The 20,778-nt window shown below is 62.2% G+C and carries 19 protein-coding genes; 5 read left to right on the plus strand and 14 right to left on the minus strand.

Features of this window, described 5'->3' with window-relative positions; genetic code table 11:
- A partial coding sequence (locus tag ACTJGZ_RS02375) for a DUF4351 domain-containing protein (protein WP_441661362.1) occupies positions 1-227 on the plus strand: 227 nt, incomplete at its 5' end.
- A gap of 88 nt (positions 228-315) precedes the next feature.
- On the opposite strand, the gene ACTJGZ_RS02380 is transcribed toward ACTJGZ_RS02375, so the two are convergent.
- From ACTJGZ_RS02380 to ACTJGZ_RS02405, 6 genes are all read right to left on the minus strand, one after another.
- Positions 316-1,629: a TRAP transporter large permease gene (locus ACTJGZ_RS02380; RefSeq protein ID WP_441661363.1), complete on the minus strand. Its 1,314-nt coding sequence runs from the start codon at positions 1,627-1,629 to the stop codon at positions 316-318.
- 1 nt (position 1,630) lies between these two features.
- The gene (locus ACTJGZ_RS02385; protein WP_441661364.1) at positions 1,631-2,143 is read right to left on the minus strand and encodes a TRAP transporter small permease subunit; all 513 of its coding nucleotides are present in this window, start codon (positions 2,141-2,143) and stop codon (positions 1,631-1,633) included.
- 74 nt (positions 2,144-2,217) lie between these two features.
- Positions 2,218-3,288 carry a TRAP transporter substrate-binding protein DctP gene (gene dctP, locus ACTJGZ_RS02390; RefSeq protein ID WP_441661365.1) on the minus strand — a complete coding sequence of 357 codons (1,071 nt, stop codon included), beginning with the start codon at positions 3,286-3,288 and terminating at the stop codon, positions 2,218-2,220.
- A gap of 92 nt (positions 3,289-3,380) precedes the next feature.
- A complete protein-coding gene (locus ACTJGZ_RS02395; RefSeq protein ID WP_441661366.1) occupies positions 3,381-4,121 on the minus strand; it encodes an SDR family NAD(P)-dependent oxidoreductase in 741 nt (246 codons plus the stop codon).
- Positions 4,118-5,035 carry an NAD-dependent epimerase/dehydratase family protein gene (locus ACTJGZ_RS02400; protein WP_441661367.1) on the minus strand — a complete coding sequence of 306 codons (918 nt, stop codon included), beginning with the start codon at positions 5,033-5,035 and terminating at the stop codon, positions 4,118-4,120. Before ACTJGZ_RS02400 ends, ACTJGZ_RS02395 begins: the two co-directional genes overlap by 4 nt.
- 205 nt (positions 5,036-5,240) lie before the next feature.
- Positions 5,241-6,191: a LysR family transcriptional regulator gene (locus ACTJGZ_RS02405; RefSeq protein WP_441661368.1), complete on the minus strand. Its 951-nt coding sequence runs from the start codon at positions 6,189-6,191 to the stop codon at positions 5,241-5,243.
- Positions 6,192-6,396: 205 nt separating this feature from the next.
- Between ACTJGZ_RS02405 and ACTJGZ_RS02410 the strand changes: the two genes are divergently transcribed.
- Complete coding sequence (locus ACTJGZ_RS02410) at positions 6,397-7,188, plus strand: SDR family NAD(P)-dependent oxidoreductase (protein ID WP_441661369.1); 792 nt, start codon at positions 6,397-6,399, stop codon at positions 7,186-7,188.
- On the opposite strand, the gene ACTJGZ_RS02415 is transcribed toward ACTJGZ_RS02410, so the two are convergent.
- A complete protein-coding gene (locus ACTJGZ_RS02415; RefSeq protein WP_441661370.1) occupies positions 7,163-7,894 on the minus strand; it encodes a creatininase family protein in 732 nt (243 codons plus the stop codon). The genes ACTJGZ_RS02410 and ACTJGZ_RS02415 overlap by 26 nt on opposite strands.
- 147 nt (positions 7,895-8,041) lie before the next feature.
- Here ACTJGZ_RS02415 and ACTJGZ_RS02420 point away from each other — a divergent pair, with 147 nt between their 5' ends.
- The gene (locus ACTJGZ_RS02420) at positions 8,042-8,620 is read left to right on the plus strand and encodes a DoxX family protein (RefSeq protein ID WP_441661371.1); all 579 of its coding nucleotides are present in this window, start codon (positions 8,042-8,044) and stop codon (positions 8,618-8,620) included.
- A 98-nt stretch (positions 8,621-8,718) separates the two neighbouring features.
- Here the strand turns inward: ACTJGZ_RS02420 and ACTJGZ_RS02425 are convergent, their stop codons facing one another.
- From ACTJGZ_RS02425 to dctP (ACTJGZ_RS02450), 6 genes are all read right to left on the minus strand, one after another.
- On the minus strand, positions 8,719-9,159 hold the full coding sequence (locus ACTJGZ_RS02425; RefSeq protein ID WP_441661372.1) for an acyl-CoA thioesterase: 441 nt from the start codon (positions 9,157-9,159) through the stop codon (positions 8,719-8,721).
- Between the two features lie 11 nt (positions 9,160-9,170).
- A complete protein-coding gene (locus ACTJGZ_RS02430) occupies positions 9,171-10,670 on the minus strand; it encodes an indolepyruvate oxidoreductase subunit beta family protein (protein ID WP_441661373.1) in 1,500 nt (499 codons plus the stop codon).
- Positions 10,660-12,846 (minus strand): thiamine pyrophosphate-dependent enzyme, encoded by a 2,187-nt coding sequence (locus tag ACTJGZ_RS02435; protein WP_441661374.1) that lies wholly within the window; start codon positions 12,844-12,846, stop codon positions 10,660-10,662. The genes ACTJGZ_RS02430 and ACTJGZ_RS02435 overlap by 11 nt, the downstream gene beginning before the upstream one ends.
- Positions 12,847-12,931: 85 nt before the next feature.
- Positions 12,932-14,245 (minus strand): TRAP transporter large permease, encoded by a 1,314-nt coding sequence (locus ACTJGZ_RS02440; RefSeq protein ID WP_441661375.1) that lies wholly within the window; start codon positions 14,243-14,245, stop codon positions 12,932-12,934.
- Between the two features lie 78 nt (positions 14,246-14,323).
- Positions 14,324-14,839 (minus strand): TRAP transporter small permease, encoded by a 516-nt coding sequence (locus ACTJGZ_RS02445; RefSeq protein WP_441661376.1) that lies wholly within the window; start codon positions 14,837-14,839, stop codon positions 14,324-14,326.
- Between the two features lie 89 nt (positions 14,840-14,928).
- Positions 14,929-16,011 carry a TRAP transporter substrate-binding protein DctP gene (dctP, locus tag ACTJGZ_RS02450; protein WP_441661377.1) on the minus strand — a complete coding sequence of 361 codons (1,083 nt, stop codon included), beginning with the start codon at positions 16,009-16,011 and terminating at the stop codon, positions 14,929-14,931.
- A 259-nt stretch (positions 16,012-16,270) separates the two neighbouring features.
- On the opposite strand from dctP (ACTJGZ_RS02450), the gene ACTJGZ_RS02455 reads away from it, so the two are divergent.
- Positions 16,271-17,215, plus strand: coding sequence for a LysR family transcriptional regulator (locus tag ACTJGZ_RS02455; protein ID WP_441661378.1), 945 nt, complete (start codon positions 16,271-16,273; stop codon positions 17,213-17,215).
- Between the two features lie 72 nt (positions 17,216-17,287).
- Here the strand turns inward: ACTJGZ_RS02455 and ssb are convergent, their stop codons facing one another.
- The gene (ssb, locus tag ACTJGZ_RS02460; RefSeq protein ID WP_441661379.1) at positions 17,288-17,806 is read right to left on the minus strand and encodes a single-stranded DNA-binding protein; all 519 of its coding nucleotides are present in this window, start codon (positions 17,804-17,806) and stop codon (positions 17,288-17,290) included.
- 72 nt (positions 17,807-17,878) lie between these two features.
- Here ssb and uvrA point away from each other — a divergent pair, with 72 nt between their 5' ends.
- Positions 17,879-20,740: an excinuclease ABC subunit UvrA gene (uvrA, locus tag ACTJGZ_RS02465; protein ID WP_441661380.1), complete on the plus strand. Its 2,862-nt coding sequence runs from the start codon at positions 17,879-17,881 to the stop codon at positions 20,738-20,740.
- Positions 20,741-20,778: the final 38 nt, after the last annotated feature.

A 20,778-nucleotide genomic window follows, 5' to 3' on the forward strand; every position in this document is an offset into this window, starting at 1 on the left:
TGGCCGTCACCGACTATTGGCTAGGCCTGGAAGATGCCCGCCAGAAGGGGCATGATGCTGGCCATGCCGCTGGCCTGAGAGCATTGCTGCAGCACCAGTTGCACCATAAGTTCGGCGCGATAGCGCCGGACAACCTGCAACGCCTGGAAAACGCCAGCCCGGCCCAACTGGAGCAATGGGCGGAGCGGCTGCTGGATGCGCCATCCCAGTCAGCCGTCTTTCACTGACGCCAGGGCCGCCGCGCCAGGCATCCGGGCTGCCTGGCCGCCGGTGTACGGTTCGCAGGCAGCCAGGCGCTGATACGCAAACGCCGCGCTAGCGCATGCTGTGCACCAGCCCCATGGCGATATTCGGGTAGGCAATAATCAAGCCCAGCACTACCACCATGGAAATCACGAAAGGTACGGTACTGGCAAATACCTGCGTGATCGGGCCAACCCGGTGCGCGCCATCCAGCCGAGTGCGCAAGCCCTGCATCACGAACAGATTCATGCCCACAGGCGGCGTAATCAGCGACATCTCGACCAGGATGACGGCAATGATGCCGAACCAGACCAGATCCACGCCGGCCATTTTCAGGATGGGCAACAAAATCGGCATGGTGCAGACAATCAAGGCCATGCTTTCCATGAAGGTACCCAGCAATACCAGGATCACGGCAATCAGCAGAATCAGTTCCAGCTGACTCAGGCCCAGGCCGGCAATCCAGTTGGAAACGGCGGCCGGCACACCGCCCAGCGACAGCACGAATTGCAGAACAAACGCTGTCACCACAACCAGCATCACCATACTGGTTGTGGACGCTGTGGCCAGAAAGACGTCACGCAGCATGGCCCTGTTGACCCGGCGGCGCAGCAAGGCCAGAAAGAAGGCCCCGACCGAACCAAAGCCTGCCGCCTCGGTCGGCGTGGCGATACCGGCATAAATCGTCCCCAGCACCATGAACATCAGTACCAGCACCGGCAAAATGGCCCGCAAACCGCGTATGCGCTCCCCCCAGCTCGCAGAAGTCTGCAACCGGGGCGCCTTGGAAGGCGCGACCAGCGCCGCGATGAAAATCACCACCATGAACGCGACCATCATCAGCAGACCGGGCACAATGCCTGCCATATACAGCTGCGCAATCGACACTTCCGCCATGATGGCGTAAATAATCATGATGACGCTGGGCGGGATCAAAATGCCCAGCGTGCCGCCGGATGCGATAGACCCCATGGCCAGCTTTTCATCATAGCCATGCCGGCGCATCTGCGGCAGCGCCACCGCCCCGATGGTGGAGGTCGTGGCGACACTGGAACCGCAAATCGACGCGAACAAGCCACTGGCCAGCACGTTGGAGTGCAGCAGGCCGCCCGGCACACGCCCCATCCATTTGGACAGCGTTTCATACAGATCTTCGGTCACGCCGCTGCGCAGCAGCAGCTCACCCATCAGGATGAAAAGCGGCACCACGATCAGGCCGCTATTGCTGATGTTGTTCCAGGGAATCTGGGCAAAAAAGCTCCAGATATCCCCCAGAAACAGGGAGCCGGTAATGGCGGCCGTCAGCCCCAGCGCGCTGGCCACATGGAAGCTCAGCATGAAGAAGGCGAACAGCACCAGCAGGGAAGTTGTTACGACAGCGGCCATATCAGGCACCTCCGTCTTCATCAGCGCCCGCGCGACCGGCAATGGCGATCAGCAGCGCCAGTGTCGAAGTCAGGGCAAAAATCAGGAAACCGAACGTCGAGATAGCCTGCGGGATATACAGCGGCATTTCCACAATGGATTGCGGCAGCATGGCGCCGATTTCATACGACTCCAGCGCCATGATGTAGAAATTGCAGGTCAGTATCCACGCCAGGGCCGTCAGGCCGATCAGCGCAAAAATGCCGAACAGCCGCTTGAGCGGCGCGGGCAGCAAAGGCAGCAAAATATCGGAACGGACATGAGTGCCGTTGTTGACCCCCATAGCCAGCGCCCACGAGGCGCCCAGCGCCAGCGTCAGCGACGCCACCTGGTCTGCCACGCCGGTAAACGGCCCGCCCAGTGTGCGGCTGAGCGCATCGCCGGTCATATAGAAAGCCAGCAGCAGGAACAGCAAGCCGCTGACCCAGGCCATGGACTCAGCCAGGCGGGACAACAAATTACGTAGAACAATCACGGTCTTCCCCTAGGAACGGCACTCCCCCGGACGGCAGTGCCGCGCCAAGGGAACCAGGGTTGGCAGGAAAGCACTCAGCTCAGCGTGTAGCCGACGATAGGCGCCAGGTATTCATTGAAGTTTTTCTTGGCCTGCGGACCTGCGCGTCCTGCCCACCAGGGCACGATGTCCTCGGAAGAAATCCGGGTCAGTTCCGGCACCCATGCTGGCTTGGCTTCCAACGTCAGCACCATGTCTTTTTCGCGTGCATACTCGAAACCCAGCACATCATTGTCACGCCCGAGCTTCCAGCCCAGATCCGTCAGCGCCGGGCCGATATCGACAAAAATCTGCTGCAGATCCGCCGGCAACTTGGCCCATGAACGCGAACCCAGCACGATGTAGGAACCCATGGGCGGAATATTGATATTGGTCATGTAGCGCGTGACCTCCCACAAGCTGCTGGCCTTCACATGCTCGGTGCCGGTAATGGCGCCGTCGATGATGCCGCGCTGCAACGCCGGGTACATATCGGCCGTGGTCATGCTGACAGGCTCCGCGCCCAGCGCGGTCAGGAAACGAGCCTGCGCCGGCGCGAACACGCGGATCTTCCGGCCCTTGAAATTCGCCAGTTCATCCAGCGGGAACTTGGTGTACATGAACATCGTTGACCAGCAGAAGGAACTGATCACCTTGCCGCCCAGCACCGCCTCGTGTTTGGCCACAACGTTGTTGGTCCAGACGTCGTACATATGGCGCGACTGATCGAAGCTCTTGGAAATTCCCGGCAGATCGCAGGCTTCGATCATCGGGAAATCACTCGCCACATAACCGGGCAGGACTTCGGCCATGTCGATGACACCGCTCTTGAGCACCCGCAGCATTTCCGAGCCGCCCAGGCCCAGTTCACCGATGGTGGTGATCTCGATAGCCAGCCGGCCGTCGCTGCGCTGCGCCACCTGCTCCTGCAACCAGGCCCATTTCTTGTAAGACTCGCCATTGCGATGCTGCACCACCGCCTTGAGCACAATGGGCTTGGCCTGCGCCAGCGTCGGCAGTGACCAGCCTGCCGCCAGGCCGGCAACCGTCGCGCCGCTGCAAGTCTTAAGGAACTGGCGGCGGCCAGCGGGGATGTCCTGCGTCAGGCGCGGATCGTCTTTTTTCATGTCTGTCTCCTGTGGTTTTTATGATGTCGCTGCACCGGTTTCATACGGGCGCAGCGCGTTTGCTGCCTCGTCCTAGCGGACGCCTGCCGGTCTCAATACGTGGCCCGGCCGCCCGATAAATCAAACGTCGCGCCCGTGGAAAATGAACACTCCGCCGACGCCAGCCAGGACACCAGGCCCGCTACCTCATGCGGTTCGCCTGGCCGCCCCATCGGAATGCGTGACAGCACCGCCGCCTTCACTTCCGGGGTCATCTGGTCGGCCAGCGGCGTCTGAATGACGGCAGGGGCAATGCCGTTGACGCGTATGCCGGTACGCGCCAGCTCCTTGCCTTGCGACTTGACCAGCGCCATGACCCCCGCCTTGGACGCCGAATACGCGGATTGCTGCGCATTGCCTTCCTTGCCCGCGATGGAAGCGATGTGCACGATGCGGCCATAGTCCTGCCGCAGCATGGGCGCCACGACGGCGCGGGTGCACAGAAAAGCGCTGCGCAAATTGACCGCCATGATGCGGTCCCAATCGCTCACCGGCAGTTCATGCACAGACAGCGACGAGCCAATCAGGCCCACGCTATGCACCAGGATATCCAGCCGCCCGAAATGCCCGGCCACCTGCTCGACGGCCTGTCCGACTTCCATTTCGTCGGTCAGATCGCAGGTCAGCGCCAGACTGCCCGGCAAGCGTTCGGCCAAAGCCGCCACTTTCTCTGCATCCCGGTCCAGCAAGGCGAGCAAGGCGCCTTCGCTCGCCAGGCGCTGCGCCACCGCCACGCCAATTCCCCCGGCAGCGCCGGCAATCAATGCGACCTGCCCTTGTTTGTCCTGATTCATACTGCTTGCTCCTGCTGCTGTGCTGCGATCCTGTAATAAGCAATGGTGCGTGCCAGGCCGTCTGCCAGCGCCGTGCGCGGCCGCCCAGGAAACCATGCATCCAGCCCGGCTTCGCCCTGCCCGGCGGCAATGGGCAAGGCCGGGCCCTCGGCGCGCAGACGCGTATCCGGCACCTGCGCGCGTATCGTGTCCAGCAGCCGACCGACGGCGACATCCTCGCCGCCCATATTGAAAACCTGCGCTCCCGGGGCCGGTTGCAGGGCGGCCTGCACAAAAGCCGCCGCGACATCTTCGACATACACCAGGCCGCAAGTGCCGGTGAAGGGGTGCACATAGGGTTCGCCCCGCGCTGCCGCCCGGCAGGCCAGCGTCGGGCCGGCGCTCAGGCCGCTTTCACGCCCAGGGCCATAGACAACGAAAGGCCGCAAACCCACGCTGGCAATGCCATGGTCCCGCCAATACGCCCGCGCCGCCCCTTCGCAAGCCAGCTTGTAGGTACCGTAGAAGGTGGCGGGCAGCGGCACATGATTGTCTTCCGGGCCATAGACCCCCGCGCTGCTGGCATAAGCCACCTGCGCCATGCCGAAGCGGCGCGCCGTTTCAAACACATTCAGCGTGCCGATCAGGTTTACCTCCGCCCCCAGCACCGGGTCGGCGGAACAGTCTGGCGTCAGCATCCCGGCAAGATGCACCACCCCCTGGCAACCTTCTGCCGCCAGCATTACATCGTCGCAGCGGCGGATATCGCCCACGACCCAGACCAGGTCACGCGCCAGCGCCGCCCCGGCCACCTGCGCCACTTTCTCGCGGCCGCTGACCCGGTCGAACACGACCGGCGTCACCCCGGCAGCAACCAAATGGCGAATGACCCAGGCCCCCAGAAAACCGCTGCCTCCGGTTACCAATACCCTCATTCTTGCCTCCTCGTTTTTTTGCGAATTCTAGGAAGCGGTCATCGGACTGGCATTGGGGCACAGGCAAAGTGCATGTTTGCCTTTCGCAAACATGGCGTGCTGCCGGTTTCACACGGGCGCAAACGCTGCGCTGCAACAATCGCGGCGGCAGCAGCGCCAGAGCGCCACGCGGCCATCGGCTGCAATGGCGCACAAACGCCGCCAATCAAAGGGATGCGGGTGTACGCGTGCGGTCAGCGCAGACTTCGTGGATCACTTGCCGGAACCAGCGGTGGCCGGCATCAAGATGCACCCGTTCATGCCAATATTGCATGACGGTAAATGGCGGCACCGGCACTGGACACGGGTAAATACTGAGACCGGAACGGCGCGCCAGCGTGTGGCCAGTAAGACTGGGCACCGTCGCGATCAGATCGCTGCACGAAATAATGGCCGGCATGCCCAGATAGACCGGGATTTCAAGCGCAACCTGGCGCACGATCTGATGCCGCGCCAGGGCATCTGCCAGCATGGCGTGCCCCGTGCCTTCCGGGATTTCAATGTGGCGCGCCTGGGCATAGGTTGCCAGATCGAGGCGTTTGCTGATGACAGGATGATCCGGGTTAACCAGGCAGACCCAGACCTGGTCGAACAAAGCCTGCTGATAAAACCCGGTCGCCAGCGTCGGCACAAAACCCAGCGCCAGATCGGCGTCGCCGTTTTCCAGCAAGCGTGGGGTACGGGCGCTGACTTTGATGGCCTTGAGCTTGATTTGCGGCGCCCGCAGCCGCAGATGCGCCAGAATGCGCGGCAACAAGGTCAGCATGCCGCCATCAGTCATGCACAGGCGGAATTGCCGTTGCGCGGTTTCCGGGTCGAAGGCCTCCGGGCCTGCCACGATGCCGCGCAACGACGCCAGGGCCGTGCGCACCAGCGGCATGAGCGCCTCCGTGCGCGGGGTTGGCTGCATGCCTTCCGGGGTGCGGACAAACAATGCGTCACGCAGCTGTTCGCGCAAGGTGGCCAGCCAGATGCTCATGGTTGGCGCGCTCTGGCCCAGCAGTTCCGCTGTCCGGCTCAAGCGGCGTGTGCGATAGAGCGTATCGAGAAAACGCAGGTATTTGACATCGGGCAGCGGCTCATCTTGCTGCAGGGGCAGAATCGTATTCGGTTTCACTGGCCATCCATCCAGAAAGCGCGGTCGCGCCAGCAACACGCTGCCGGCGCCAGGGCGGCGGGCAGCGCGGCGCATCCACGATTGCTGCCTGGGGATGCGGCCGTCCATGTCATCCAGCCACACTCAAAAACTGGAACATGATTCAATATTGGAATCCGATTTCTATCATAGATTCTGCGGATCCTGCAAAAAAACAAGGAGACAAATGATGCAAGCCCCCCCTGCCCCGTCCACCATTCTTATCACTGGCGCCGCCAACGGCATAGGCTGGGCGACGGCCAGCCATCTGGCCAGCCTGGGCTGGCGCGTAGCCATACTGGATCTGGATGGCGCGCAAGCCAGCCAGCGCGCGGCAGAACTGGGGCCGGACCACTTGGGTCTGGGCTGTGATGTCAGCCAGGAAGACAGCGTGCGCCATGCCGTGGAGGCGGCAGCGGCGCACTTCGGCCGGATAGACGCCTTGATCAACAATGCCGGTATCGGTGAGCAGGCCGCGCCCACGCTGCAGCAAACTGCCGCGGGTTTCAACCGTCTGCTGTCCATCCATCTGGGCGGCGCCTTTCTGATGAGCCAGGCGGTTGCCGCGCATATGCTGCGCCAAACGCCGGATGCGCGCGGCAACCGCGGCGCGATTCTGAATACCGGTTCCATCGCCAGCTTCGTGGGCATTCCCGCCCGCAATGCCTACAGCGCAGCCAAAGCCGGCCTATTGGGCATGACACGCGCCATGGCCGTGGAATGGGGGAAACAAGGCATACGCGTCAACGCCATCGCCCCCGGTTATGTCGCCACCGCCCTGACGCTGGAGCTGCAACGCAAAGGAGCGCTGGATATGGCTGCCATTCAGGGCCGCACGCCCTTGGGCCGGCTGGGCGCCCCGGAAGAAATCGCCGCCGCGGCAGCCTTCCTGGTGTCCCCGGCCGCCAGCTATATCACGGGCGCTACCTTATCTGTAGATGGCGGCTGGGCGATCAAGGGCAATCCGGATTCGGTCTAGCGCTTGCTGGCGCCAGGCACAACACTATTTCCTGCGCTAGCAGTTCCGCCATTTTTTCGAGCAGCAGGCGGCCTTTTTCGGCCGTCGCCCGCGAGGGGAATCCGATGATGCCCTGTTCGGCGTAGTGGCGCATGCCGTGAAAGGTCAGCAGCGGCCGCTGCGGCGCTGCATGGTCCCGGATCAGGTCGGTGCGTACAGCCTGCGGCTGAAGATGCAGCAGTAGCGAGGTTTCGATTTCACCGCCATGCATGTCGGCGCTCGGGCTGCTTTCCACGCCGGCATAGGCCACGGCGGCCTCCCAGTGCTGACGCGCTGGCAGCAACAGCAGATGCGGGCGGCCCAGGTTGCGTTCCTGCGCCACATTGGACAGCACATAATTGCCGCCATGGCAGTTCAAGACGACAACGAGCGTGAAGCCAGCCCGTTCCAGCGAGTCTGCCATGTCGTTGACCTGCATGGCGAGCGTCGTGGCCGACACCGAGACCGTTCCGGCAAAACCGGCATGTTCGTGCGAACAGCTGACGGTGATGGGACTCACCAGCAGGCCATTGGCCCGTGCGCAGACGGCCTGCCCGATTGCCTGGGCAATCAGGGTGTCGGTCGTTACCGGCAGGTGCGGGCCGTGCTGTTCAAACGCGCCGATGGGGATCAAGGCAAACCGGGGCTGGCGGGACGCAATGTCTGCGCTGGTGCAAAGGTTTTTCATGTTTGGCTCAGATTTGGCTACCGCTTCTTTATGACCAACTAATGCTTGCACTTTGACGCGCGATCAACAATTATTGCAAGCATTGCCGCAACAACGGCAGGGATATGCTGCCGCTGGTCTTTTTTACTTTTTGATCTCGGGATTGCCATGAAAACACCATTGGATTTCAATGCCTCGCCGGACCAGCTGATTATCCCCAAACTGGCGGGTTTTTATAACCAGTTCGCGCAGCCGCTGGGCTGGCTGCTGTTGCGCGTGGCGCTAGGCGGCTGGCTGCTGATCGAGGGCTGGCCCAAGATTCTGGATCCTTTGGGCCAGGTCGGTTTTGTCGAGAATATCGGTTTCCATCCCGGCTGGCTGTTTTCACCGCTATTGGCGCTTGTTCAGGTCGTGGGCGGTATCGCGATTATCCTCGGGCTATATACGCGTGCTTTCGCACTGGCCAACGCCGTGATGCTGTTCACGACTGTCTGGTATCACTTGCATTTTCCCTATAATGTCGAGCCCTTGCTCAGTCCGGATGGCATTGCCGCCATCAAGGAAACGGCTGCGCTGGTGACGGCCAATGGCGCCAAGCGTCTTGCCGATGGCGGCGCTGCTTTGCTCTCGACTTTGCAGCATAAGGCCGTGCAGCTATCCAGCCTATGGGCTTTCGGCTGCCTGTTTTTCGCCGCTTTCGGCGGAGGGCTGATTTCACTGGACCGCAAGCTGAGAAAGACGTTTTGAGGTTTTGCGGCTGACAAAATGCTAAGTCGCCCCGTGGCCGGGCCGCGCGCGGCGGCAAATCGCGCGGTTCCGGCTGCGCCGGGTTCCCGGCCATCGGCTCAGGCCGACTGGCTTGCGCCGCCCGCTTGGTAGGGCGCGATCAGGGCCCTGAATTCAGGCAGGATTTCGACCGGGCGCAGTTCTGCAATCGACGCAAAGACAACGATGGCCTTGCCTTCAACTCTCACGGCACCATCAGGTCCGCATAGATCAAGGTTCAGATGCATCGAGCTGCGGCCCATTTTTTCCACAGTCAGCTTGCCGGCCAGGTGATCGCCCAGGCGGCTTGGCGCTTTGAATTCCACATGCAGGCTGACCGTCGGGATGCCCAGCCCATACTGGCCATGCAGGCTTTCATAGCCAATGCGCAAGCCATGGTTGAACCAATGTTCAACCATATCGTGCAGGATTTCGACATAGCGCGGGTAGAACACAATGCCCGCCGGATCACAGTGCCGGAACAGCACATCTATAGGGACGGTATGAACTTGTTGCGACATCCTTGTCTCTCCTAAGGTAGTAGTTCGGCCAGGCGCTCGCCCTGCTCATCCGCCAGCGCGGCCTGGCGCAATGCGGCCAGCCGCTGCGCGGCGTCGGGTAAGCCCGCCAGCCTGGGCAAGGCAGCAATAATGCGCTGGTAGTTGGCCCAGCCCCGGGCATGCGTGTCACCGTAGCCTTTCACCAGATTCTGACATGCGGCAATTTCGCAGGCCAGCGCCGGTTGAGCCGCCGCATACCGCTGGATGGTCTCCAGCCAGACGCGGATCGCGGCCTGCTCTCGCAGGAACCGCAAGGAACGCCGGCGCAACGCACGCAGTGAGGCAACCCCGTACAGCAGTAAAAAGCCGCCCAGGCTGTTGCTGCGCACCACCCGGCCCTTACGTGTCAGGCGCATGCCCAGGCGCCGCGCCCAAGCATTGCGCAAGAGCCAGCGCCCCAGACCCGCAGGCAAGGAATCGGCCACCTCTTCCAGCCGCGGGTGCAGGAACTCATTGATTTGCAGCAGTTGTCCGGGCTGCTGCCGGTATTCCCGGCTGACCCGTGCAAAACGTCCCTGACGGATTTTCAGCTCCGCCACTCTGACCGTGTCTTCGAAGGTCATCCAGAGCGCCAGGTGCCGGGCGCAATCCTGCAACAGTTGTCCGTCACTGGCCGTCACGGCGCGGATGGGCGCCAGCCTGTCCAGGTACTCGCCGGCATAAGCCAGATCCTGATAGTCGGCAGTCCGCGCAACGCCAGCCTGCAGGACGGTATGCGCGGCAGCGGGGAAGTCCCGCGCAATACGCTGCATGAGTGTCTCCAGGCGCGAGTCTGCCGCGATCGTGTCCGCCAGGCTGGCTGCCCCGCCTGCCTCTGCCGGTTGCGGCGCGGGCGCCGGCGCCTCATAAGCCTGGAAGCCTGCCTGGAATGCCGCCAGACTGCTGGCCACGCCGACGCCGCTGCGCGTGATCGTGGCCTCAAACTCGGCACGCGCCAGGGGCAGCGCGCCCGAGGCCGCCAGCGCGCCGAACAGCACGGCGCTGATGATGCTGCCGTGCTGTTCAGCCAATGCCGCAAAATCCTGGCCAACGAACTGCCGGGCGGCGCGCTCACCTGCTGCCCGCAGTTGCCCGGCATCCTGACGGCCATCGCCCATCGCCATTTTTTCCGGCATGGCATAGACCCGGTTGGTGGAGGTAATCAACAGGGTCCGGTCTTCCGTGACCAGGCCGCGCTGCACGGCCCGTGCCGCCTCCATCAATTCAGACGCCAGCACAATATCCACATCGCCCGGTACCGGCATCAGCCCCAGAATCGGCGGCAGAGAATCCGCGCGCGGCACCGGCAGGATTTCGACGTAATAGAGCGTGGCGCCGGTACGCTGCGCCACCCCCGGCACGGAAGTATTCTGCGCGTGAAAGCCTGCGTGCTCGGCTGTCGAGACAATCCAGTCGGCCAGTACGCCCCCGCCTTCTCCGCCCATGGCAAGAATGGCGATTTTGATAGGCATAAGCGGGTTATCAGGCAACATGGTAGAACTCCTTGCGCGCCAGGCGGCCCTGCAGCGTCCGGATGACGCGTGCGGCCAGGCGTGCCTTGAAGCGCTCCCAGGGACGCGGGTTGGATATCAGGCTGACCCGGTGGAAAGACGGGCAGAGGACGGCGGCATGCGCCACTTCACCGCACAGGCCGCAACCGACGCAGCTCGGCAGCACGGCCGCCACCGGGTCGCGGCGCAGCGGGTCAGGGTTAGGCTTGATGGACAGCGAAGGACAGCCTGACAAACGAATGCAGGAGTGATCGCCGGTACAGGTATCGGGGTCCACCCCGAATTTTTCCTCGACGATACGCACACCCTCTTTGGCCAGCTGGCGCCGTTTCGGCCGTTCCCGGCGTTGCCGGTTGAGCATGCATTCAGACTGCGCGATGACCACTTTGGGACCGCTGTCCGGACTGGTCAACGCGTCTTCCAGCACGGCGCGCATGGCCTGCAAGTCATAGGTTTTGGTGACAGTCCTGACCCATTTGACGCCCACGCCCTTGACCGCAGCCTCTATGCTCTGGTGCGTCGTTCGGGCAGGAGTGTCGGCCTTGGAAGACAGGATGTCCTGCCCGCCGGTGGCGGCGGAATAGCCGTTATCAACAATAACAGTGACATTATTGCTGCGGTTGAAGACCGCATTGCCTATGCCCGAGGTCAGGCCGTTATGCCAGAAACCGCCATCGCCCATGATGCTGATGGTGCGCCTGTCGGTTTCCGGTGTATTGAATGCTGCCGCCCCGGCGGCGCCCAGGCCGTAGCCCATGGACGTCGCGCCGATATTGAATGGCGCCAGCGCAGCAAACTGATGGCAGCCGATGTCCGCGCTGACATAGTGCTTGCCTAGGCGGTTTTCGGTCATTTTCAGCGCCGTGAAAATTGGCCGTTCCGGGCAGCCGGTACAAAACGATGGCGGCCGCGGCAGCACGCCCGAGACGGGCTCCAAGGCCACGCCCGGCATGGATGGCACAATCGGAATCACCTTGGGGTCCAGCAGCCTGGCCACGCCTGGCGGCAAGGCGCGTCGGCCCAGCAGCGCCGGGGCATGCGCCTGGAAAAATTGCCGCAAGCCCTTGAGCAAGACGCGCGGCGTGTATTCGCCCGCGCGCGGCAGCATGTCCTTGCCATGCAGCCGGGTCGGCGCATCGGCGCGCCGCAAAATCGTGTGCAGTTCCTGCTCGATGAATTCCGGCTGGCCTTCTTCCAGCATCAGCACGGCGGCTTTACCCTCGCAGAACTGCAAGACCTCATCAGGCAGCACCGGATAGACCACATTCATCACATAAATGGGGAGGTGAGTCTGCCCATAGATATCCGCCAGCCCCATCAGCGCCAGCACCCGCATCAAGGTGTTGTAGATACCGCCCTGCACGATAATGCCCAGCCCGCGTTCCTCACCCTCAAAAAACTCGTTGAGCCGCTGGTCGCGAATGTAGCGCTGCGCGGCCTGCCAGCGCGATTCGACTTTTTCATGCTCATGCAGGAATGTGGCCGGGGCCAGCGCCATGCGTTCCACATCGCGCCGCGGATTCTCCATGGCTTCTTTCAGGGAAAAGGCCGGCGCCTGATTGTCCTTGGTTTGGAAGCGGCCATGAAAATGGCAGGCACGCACCCGCAGCGTCAGCATCACCGGCGTATGACTGGCCTCCGACAGTTCGAAACTGCGCTCGACCGCATTGACCAGCGAAGTCAGATTGGGGCGCGGGTCCAGCAGCCACATCTGCGACTTCATCGCAAAGGCATGGGAGCGTTCCTGAATGATGCTGGAGCCCTCGCCGTAGTCTTCACCCAGAATCACCAGCGCGCCCCCAGTGACCCCGCCAGACGCCAAATTCGAGAGCGCATCCGAGGCCACGTTGGTGCCAACCGTGGATTTGAAGGTAATGGCGCCGCGCAAGGGATAATGCACCGACGCGCCCAGCATGGCTGCCGCCGTGGCTTCGCTGGCGCTGCTCTCAAAATGCACGCCCAGCGCGTCCAGTTCTTCGCTGGCATCGGCCAGCACATCCATCAGGTGCGATACCGGCGAGCCCTGATAGCCGCCAACATAGGCCACACCTGCCTGCAGCAGCGCCTTGGTCACGGCGAGGATGCCCTCGCCCTCGAACTCCTGACCGGCGCCCAGCCGCAGTTTTTTGACTTCTTGCTTGAATGATCGCTCTGCCATGGTGTCTCCCGTGGAATCGTTGAGCCGAGCGCCCCCCTGCCCGCGCGGCGGAGGGCCTGAAAAAAATGAAAGCGTCAGGAAATGCCTAGCCGAAGCGCGCTGGCAGCCAGGTCGCGATGGCCGGCCAGTAGAAGATGGCTGCCAGCAGCACCAGCGTGATGAGCACATAAGGCGTCACCGCGCGGAAGATATCGGCCATGGACACTTCCGGCGGCGCCACGCCGCGCATGGTCATCAGCAACATGCCGTGGGGCGGCAGCAGCAAGCCCAGCTGCATGCAGATCAGATACATGATGCCGAACCACACCTGATCCACGCCGAGTTGATTCACGATAGGCATGAAGACCGGCAAGGTAATCATCATCATCGAGATCTGCTCGATGAACAGCCCCAGGAAGATCAGCAACAGCAACATGCAAGCAATGATGGCCGTGGTTGACAGTCCGGTGCCGGTAATCAATTGCACCAGGCCATTGGTAGCGCCGGAAAAACTCAGGATCTGCGAGAACGTGGCTGCACCCAGGATGATGAACAGAATCATCGCGGAAATAACCATCGTCCCTTTCAGCGCATCGAACAGCTTGCGCGGCGTCAGGGCGCGGTACAGCACGGTAATCAAAATGCTGGCCAGAGCGCCCAGGGCCGCGGATTCCGTCGGCGTGGCCCAGCCCGCCAGCATGGAACCGACCACGACAATGAAGATGGCAGCCAGCGGCAGCACATACACCAGGAACGGCGTGAAACGCGCCCAGCCGTAGTAAGGCTGCAATTCGCTATTGGGTGCGCTCTTGGGGTTCAGGGTGGCGCGCACCACGATGTAGCCGATGAAAATCAGGCTCAGGATAAAGCCCGGGGTAATCCCGCCGATGAGCAGCTTGGAAATCGAAATACCGGACAAAGACCCCAGCAGCACCGTAATCGCTGACGGCGGAATCAGCATATCGACCGCCCCGATGGCCATGATGGGGCCGCAGGCCATCGTGGGCTTGTAGCCACGTTGCAGCATCATGGGCATCAGCAGGCTGCCCAGCATGGCCGTGGTTGCGATGGTCGATCCCGAAATAGCGGAAAACACCGTTCCGGCCACCACCGCGACCACGGCCAGCCGGCCCGGCACGGCGCGTATCAGCCGCTCGATGCCATCTATGACCTTCATCGCCACGCCGGTATGGAACAACACCTCCCCCATGAGGATGAACAAGGGAATCGGCGTCAGGGAAAAACTGGTGACCGAAGCTGAACCATTACGCACCAATTGCCCCAGGCCAGGCTCCCCGCCCAGGTACAGCAATGCGCCCAGCACATTGATCACAAGAAATGAGAAGGCGACGGGCATGCCGAGAAACAGCAGCACTGTCGAGCCTCCGAAAAGAAATAAAGCAGCAAGTTGCCATGTCATGATGGTCTATACCTTGATTCAGGCACGCGGCGCGCGCCGTGCTGTAGGAATGTCCGGGGTAACGCGGATGGCGCCGTCTCAGCTGGCCGACACGGCGTCATGCCGCGGCTGGTGTTTGGCGCGCCGCAGACGGTCCATGCGGAAGATGAATTCCAGGCTCAGGAGCGCAAACCCCAGCACCCAGGGCGTCGTCGCCCACCACTCCGGCGTGACCAGGGTTTTGGTCACCATGCCGCCGCCCTCATAGGCTTCCCAGGTTACCTGCCAGCCCCAGATCGCCAGGATCAGGCTGCAAGCCAGGCCCAGCAGATCCGTCAGCCATTCGCAATACCAGCCCGCCCGGGCCGGCAGCGCCTGGAGCAGGATATCGACGCGGATATGCTGGCCCTGGCGCAACAGCCAGGGCGCGGCCAACAGCGTCATGACGGCCAGCATCCGTTCGGATACCTCATTGCTCCAGGACAGATCCAGCCAGCCAGTATTGCGAAACAGCACATCGGCGCAGATCAACAGCGTCATGGCCAGCAGGATCAGGCAGGCAATGCTGAAACACAGATACAGCAGCTGCCCATAAAAACGGGATGCCATGTTCATGGACGTACCTCGCAGAGAAATAGACGGGCGCAAACCGGCGGGCGGACCTCACCGAGGCCGCCACGCGGTGCGCATCCAATAATTCAGGGTCAGGGCTGGCCGAACAACGCCTGCAACTTGTCGCCATGCTTGGGGCTGATTTCCTTCACCCTGCCCCAGGCCTCATCACTGGCTGTCTTGCGCAGTTTTTCCGCCGCCGCCTCATCCAGCGCAATGACGTGAATACCGGCCTGCGCCTGGCGCGCGGCCTCCTCGGCCACCTCCTGCTGGTAGGTGGCATTCTGTGCTTCCGCCCAGGCAAACTGTTGGCTCAGGAAATCACGCTGTTCCTGCGTCAGGCTATTCCACACGGCCAGATTCATCAGCACACCATTTTCGGAGCTGTAGAACCCAGGATCGACCCGGTACTTGGTTTTCTCATGCCAGCCCAGATCCAGCATGCCGCCGATGGGCCAGCCATAGCCGTCCACCACACCGCGTTCCAGCGCCGTGTACAGTTCGCCTGGCGCAGTCTGCACCACGGTCGCACCCAGCGCCCGGAACAGATCGCGATATACCGGCGTGATACGCATTTTCTGCCCGTCCAGGTCTCCATCGAAACCCTTGTTGGTATAGATGTGATACGGCACATGGTCGCTCAGCCTGGCCTGATAAATCAGGCCTTTGGGCGCCATCAGCGTATTCATGTAGTCGATGGCGCCGTTGGCGCGCAGCTCTTCCGTGCTGCGGTCGGTAAAGGCCATGGCAATCGCCTCGGGCACGATATTGGTGTAGAACACCCCAGTCACGTTAACCAGATCAACCACCCGGTTGCGCACGGCATTGCCGACCTCGAACGGCGGCACAGCCTTGGGGCCGCCGATATAGTTGATCTGCACGAGCCCTTTTCCTTCCGCATTGATCTTATCGACCAATTGTTCGAAATGACGGGAAAAAAATGACCCTTCATCAAACGCGCTGACTGCGCGCAAAGTCACTTCCTGGGCGGCAGCAGGTGCCGCCAGCAGACTGGCGGCCGCCGCAGCCAGAACGGCAACGGCGGCATGCGCGGCCGCGCGGGGATGCCGTATGGCGCTGCCCTCTCTGCGGAAAACCAAACAGGATACGAAAGCGCGCCAATTGCCAGGCTGGCGTTCTCCACGGGATTCGCGCATGTATTCAAGCGTAGGCATGTTGTCTCCATTGATGGATATCGAAACCGGCTGTCAGCAGCCGGCTCTTTCTTATTGTTTGTCTTGGTGCTGCCGCCCCGCCCGTCTCCATACGGGCAAGCACGCGATCTCCGTACCTCCGCGGCAAACCGCCAGCTATCACGCACAAACAGTCTACGAGCCAGCATTTATGACGGTCAATCACGTTTATTGCTAATATCCATTAATTATTTTCATACTCAAGACTACAATCCAGGCAGTCTTTCAAAGGGACACGGGCATGGAAATCAAGCAACTCAAGGCCTTGCAGGCCATCGTGGACACCGGCAGCTTCAGCGAAGCCGCCGCCCAGCTGGATCTGACGCAATCCGCCCTGAGTCATCAAGTGCGGCGCCTGGAAGAGGAGCTGGATGAAACGCTGCTGATCCGCGCCCGCCCCAAGGTCTATCCTTCCGAAGCAGGCCAGGCCGTGCTGGCGTCGGCCCGGCGCATCCAGGCGGAACTCGCCGCCCTGGAAACGCGCTTTGCACGCACCCGCAAAGGACCGGTCACTGGCACCTTGCGGATTGCCGCGACCTCTCTATCCATCGTCTATGTGCTGGGCGACCTTTGTGAAGCCTTTCTGGAAAAATATCCCGGCATCGAAGTCATTTTCACTGCGGCCGAAACAGCCAACGCCGCGGTCCGGCGCGTGCTATCCGGGACGTCCGACCTGGCGTTCGCGCCCATCATCGAAGCGAACCGGCAACTGGTCACCGTTGCGCTGGGGCGAACGGAACACGCTTTCATCGTGCGCAACAGCCACCCGCTGGCACAGCAGGACGCGGTCTCGCTCGATGAGTTGCGTGTGTTTCCGTTCGTGCTGTTTCAATCTGGCAGCGGCACCCGCGACATCATGGATACCCTGCTGCTGCCCGGCGGCGGCTATGGCCGCATCCTGACGGAATCCAACGATGCCCAGTTCATCAAGCGCATCGTCTCCATCACCAATGGCGTCGCGCTAATGCCGGTTTATGCCTTGTCAGACAGCGTGGCGCGGGAAAAACTAAGCTTGCTGCCCTGCTCGGAGGCCGTGCCGCATGTCGATATAGGCATCGTGCACCGCCGCAGCGTGCAAATGCACACGATTGAACTCTTCAAGCAGCTCTGCCTGGACCAGCGCGGCCCATCCATGCTGCACTTCACCCGCGCCAATCTGGGCCGGACGGGGTTGGGCGGCGCCTAGAAGCCAGGAACATGGCGCGCGGGCAGCAAAAAAATGGGCCGGCATCAGGCCGGCCCATTTCTGTCTGCGGGATCAGAACGGAATGTCGTCGTCCATATCCGCCAGATTTGCAGCCTGGCTGGGGCGCGGCGCGGTTTGCTGCGGCGCCTGGCGCTGTTGCGTCATCTGGCGCGGCGCGGGCGCCGCGTCGCCATAATCGGAACCGCCGGAACGGCCGCCGCCGTAATTGCCGCCACCACCGCCGCCACCGCCATCTTCACGGCCGCCCAGCATTTGCATCTGGTCAGCCACGATTTCCGTGGTGTAGCGCTCGATGTTTTCCTTGTCCGTCCACTTGCGGGTTTTCAGGCGGCCTTCGAGGTAAATGGAACGGCCCTTCTTCAGGTACTCGCCAGCGATCTCGGCCAGGCGGCCATAGAACACCACGCGGTGCCATTCCGTTTCCTCACGGCGATCGCCGCTTGCCTTGTCTTTCCATTGAGAAGTCGTTGCCACGGATACGTTGCAGATTGCCGCGCCATCCGCGCTGTAGCGGACTTCGGGGTCGCGCCCCAGGTTGCCCACGATAATGACCTTGTTGACCGACGCCATGCCGTTCTCCTCTACGCACTACATTGAAGGGCGCTATAGTACCAAGTTGGCCTACGCATCTGTGACTACCGGATGGACGAAATTCGCATACGCGGCGCACGCACCCATAACCTGAAAAACATTTCCCTGGACCTGCCCCGCCACAAGCTGGTGGTGATGACCGGCGTCTCGGGTTCTGGCAAATCTTCCCTGGCTTTCGACACTTTGTATGCCGAAGGCCAGCGGCGCTATGTCGAAAGCCTGTCGGCCTACGCGCGCCAATTCCTGCAACTGATGGACAAGCCTGATGTCGATCTGATCGAGGGCCTGTCCCCCGCCATCGCCATCGAGCAAAAATCCGCCGGCCACAACCCGCGATCCACCGTCGGCACGGTAACAGAAATCCACGACTATCTGCGCCTGCTGTATGCCAGAGTTGGCACGCCTTATTGCCCGGAGCACGGACAGCCGCTGGAGGCGCAAAGCATTGCGCAAATGGTCGATGCCATCCTGGCCATGCCCGAGGAAAGCCGCATCGCCATTCTCGCCCCCGTGGCCCATGACCGCAAGGGCAGCTTCGAAGCGGAATGTGCCAATCTGCAAGCGCAAGGCTATGTGCGCCTGCGGCTGGATGGCGAGATGACGGATATCGACAGCATGCCGGCGCTGGACCCGAATGCCCGCCATAGCCTGGATGTCGTGGTTGACCGGCTGCGGGTGCGCGCCGGTGTGCGCTCGCGCCTGGCGGAAAGCCTGGAAACCGCGCTGTCACTGTCGCAGGGCCGCATTCTGGTTCTCGATATGGACAGCAATGCTGAACAGGTCTTTTCCAGCCGCTACGCCTGTCCGGTCTGCAGCCGCGGCCTGACGGAACTGGAACCGCGCCTGTTCAGCTTCAATAACCCCATGGGTGCCTGCCCCTGCTGCGACGGCCTGGGCCAGGTTGGTGTTTTCGATGCCAAACGGATTGTCGCTTTCCCCGAGCTAAGTCTGGCCGGTGGCGCCATCAAGGGCTGGGACAGGCGCAATGCCTTCGCCTTCAATATGCTCAACAGCCTGGCAACGCATTATGGTTTCGATCTGGAAACCCCGTTTGATGACTTGCCCGAAGACGTCCGCCAGATCGTGCTGCACGGCTCCGGCACCGAGGAAATCGAATTCGCCTACCTGAATGAGAAAGGCCGCAGCACGGTACGCAGCCACCCCTTCGAAGGCATCATCCCGAATCTGGAACGGCGCTGGCGCGAAACCGACTCTTCCGCCGTGCGCGAGGAATTGGAAAAATTCCGCAGCATCCAGACCTGCCCCGATTGCGGCGGCTCGCGCCTGCGCGCAGAGGCCCGCCATGTCCGCATCGGCAACGACATGCCGCCGGGCGAGCGCCTGGGCCAGGAAACCGGTCTGGCCATTTATGAGGTCGAGGCCATGCCGCTGGCCGCCTGCCAGACCTGGTTCGACAATCTGGCGCTGGAAGGCGCGCGCCAGGAAATCGCGGCGCGTATTGTCAATGAAATCAGCGCCCGGCTGCGTTTCCTGAATAATGTCGGCCTGGGCTATCTGTCCCTAGATCGCAGCGCCACCACGATTTCCGGCGGCGAAGCCCAGCGCATCCGCCTGGCCAGCCAGATCGGCTCGGGCCTGACCGGCGTCATGTATGTGCTGGATGAACCGTCCATCGGCTTGCACCAGCGTGACAATGACCGCCTCATCAGCACGCTCAAGCATTTGCGCGACCTGGGCAATAGCGTCATCGTCGTGGAACATGACGAAGACATGATCCGTGAGGCCGACTGGGTCGTGGATATGGGGCCAGGCGCAGGCGAGCACGGCGGCACCGTGACGGCGCAGGGCACACCGGCCGAGATCCAGGCGCAGCCTGCGTCGCTGACCGGCCAGTACCTCAATGGCACGCGCGCCGTTGCCATTCCGCAACGCCGCAGCGTCGATCCCGACACCCGCTGGCTGGAAATTTCCGGCTGCACGGGCAACAACCTGAAAAACGTCGATCTGCGCCTGCCTGTGGGCAAGCTGGTCTGCGTTGCCGGGGTGTCAGGCTCGGGCAAATCGACGCTAGTCAACGACACCCTGGCGCGTGTCGCCGCCATGGCCTTGAACCGCGCCCAGGAAGAATCCGCGCCTTACAGCGCCGTGACCGGCCTGGAGCATTTCGACAAAATCATCACGGTTGACCAAAGCCCTATCGGCCGCACGCCACGCAGCAACCCGGCCACCTACACCGGCCTGTTCACCCCTATGCGCGAACTGTTCGCCGGCGTGCCCGAAGCCCGGGCGCGGGGCTATGACCCCGGCCGTTTCAGTTTCAACGTCAAGGGCGGCCGCTGCGAAGCCTGCCAGGGCGATGGCGTGGTCAAGGTCGAAATGCACTTCCTGCCGGATATGTATGTGCCTTGCGATACCTGCCACGGAAAACGCTACAACCGGGAAACCCTGGAAATCCGTTACCGGGGCCGCAATATCAGCGAAGTGCTGGACCTGACGGTGGGGCAGGCGCTGGAATATTTCGACGCGGTCCCGGCCATCGCCCGGCGCCTGCAAACGCTGGCGGACGTCGGCCTGTCCTACATCCGCCTGGGGCAAAGCGCCACGACCCTGTCAGGCGGCGAAGCCCAGCGCGTCAAGCTTTCGCTGGAACTGGCGCGGCGCGGTACCGGCAAAACCCTGTATGTCCTGGATGAGCCGACCACCGGCTTGCACTTCCAGGATATCCAGATGCTGCTGCAAGTGCTCAATCAATTGGTGGAAGCGGGCAATACCGTCCTGGTGATCGAACACAATCTGGATGTCATCAAGACCGCAGACTGGGTCATAGACATGGGGCCGGAAGGCGGCCAGGGCGGCGGGCAGATCGTTGCCCAGGGCACACCTGAGTCCATCGCCAGCACGGACAGCCCCACCGCCCCCTATCTGCAGCGTGCGCTTTCCATGGCAATATAGTGCCGGCGCGCGCCTGCCTTTCCCTCATTCGCAACAGG

Source organism: Kerstersia sp., assembly GCF_052103615.1.
In the GTDB taxonomy this organism is placed as follows: Bacteria; Pseudomonadota; Gammaproteobacteria; order Burkholderiales; family Burkholderiaceae_B; genus Kerstersia.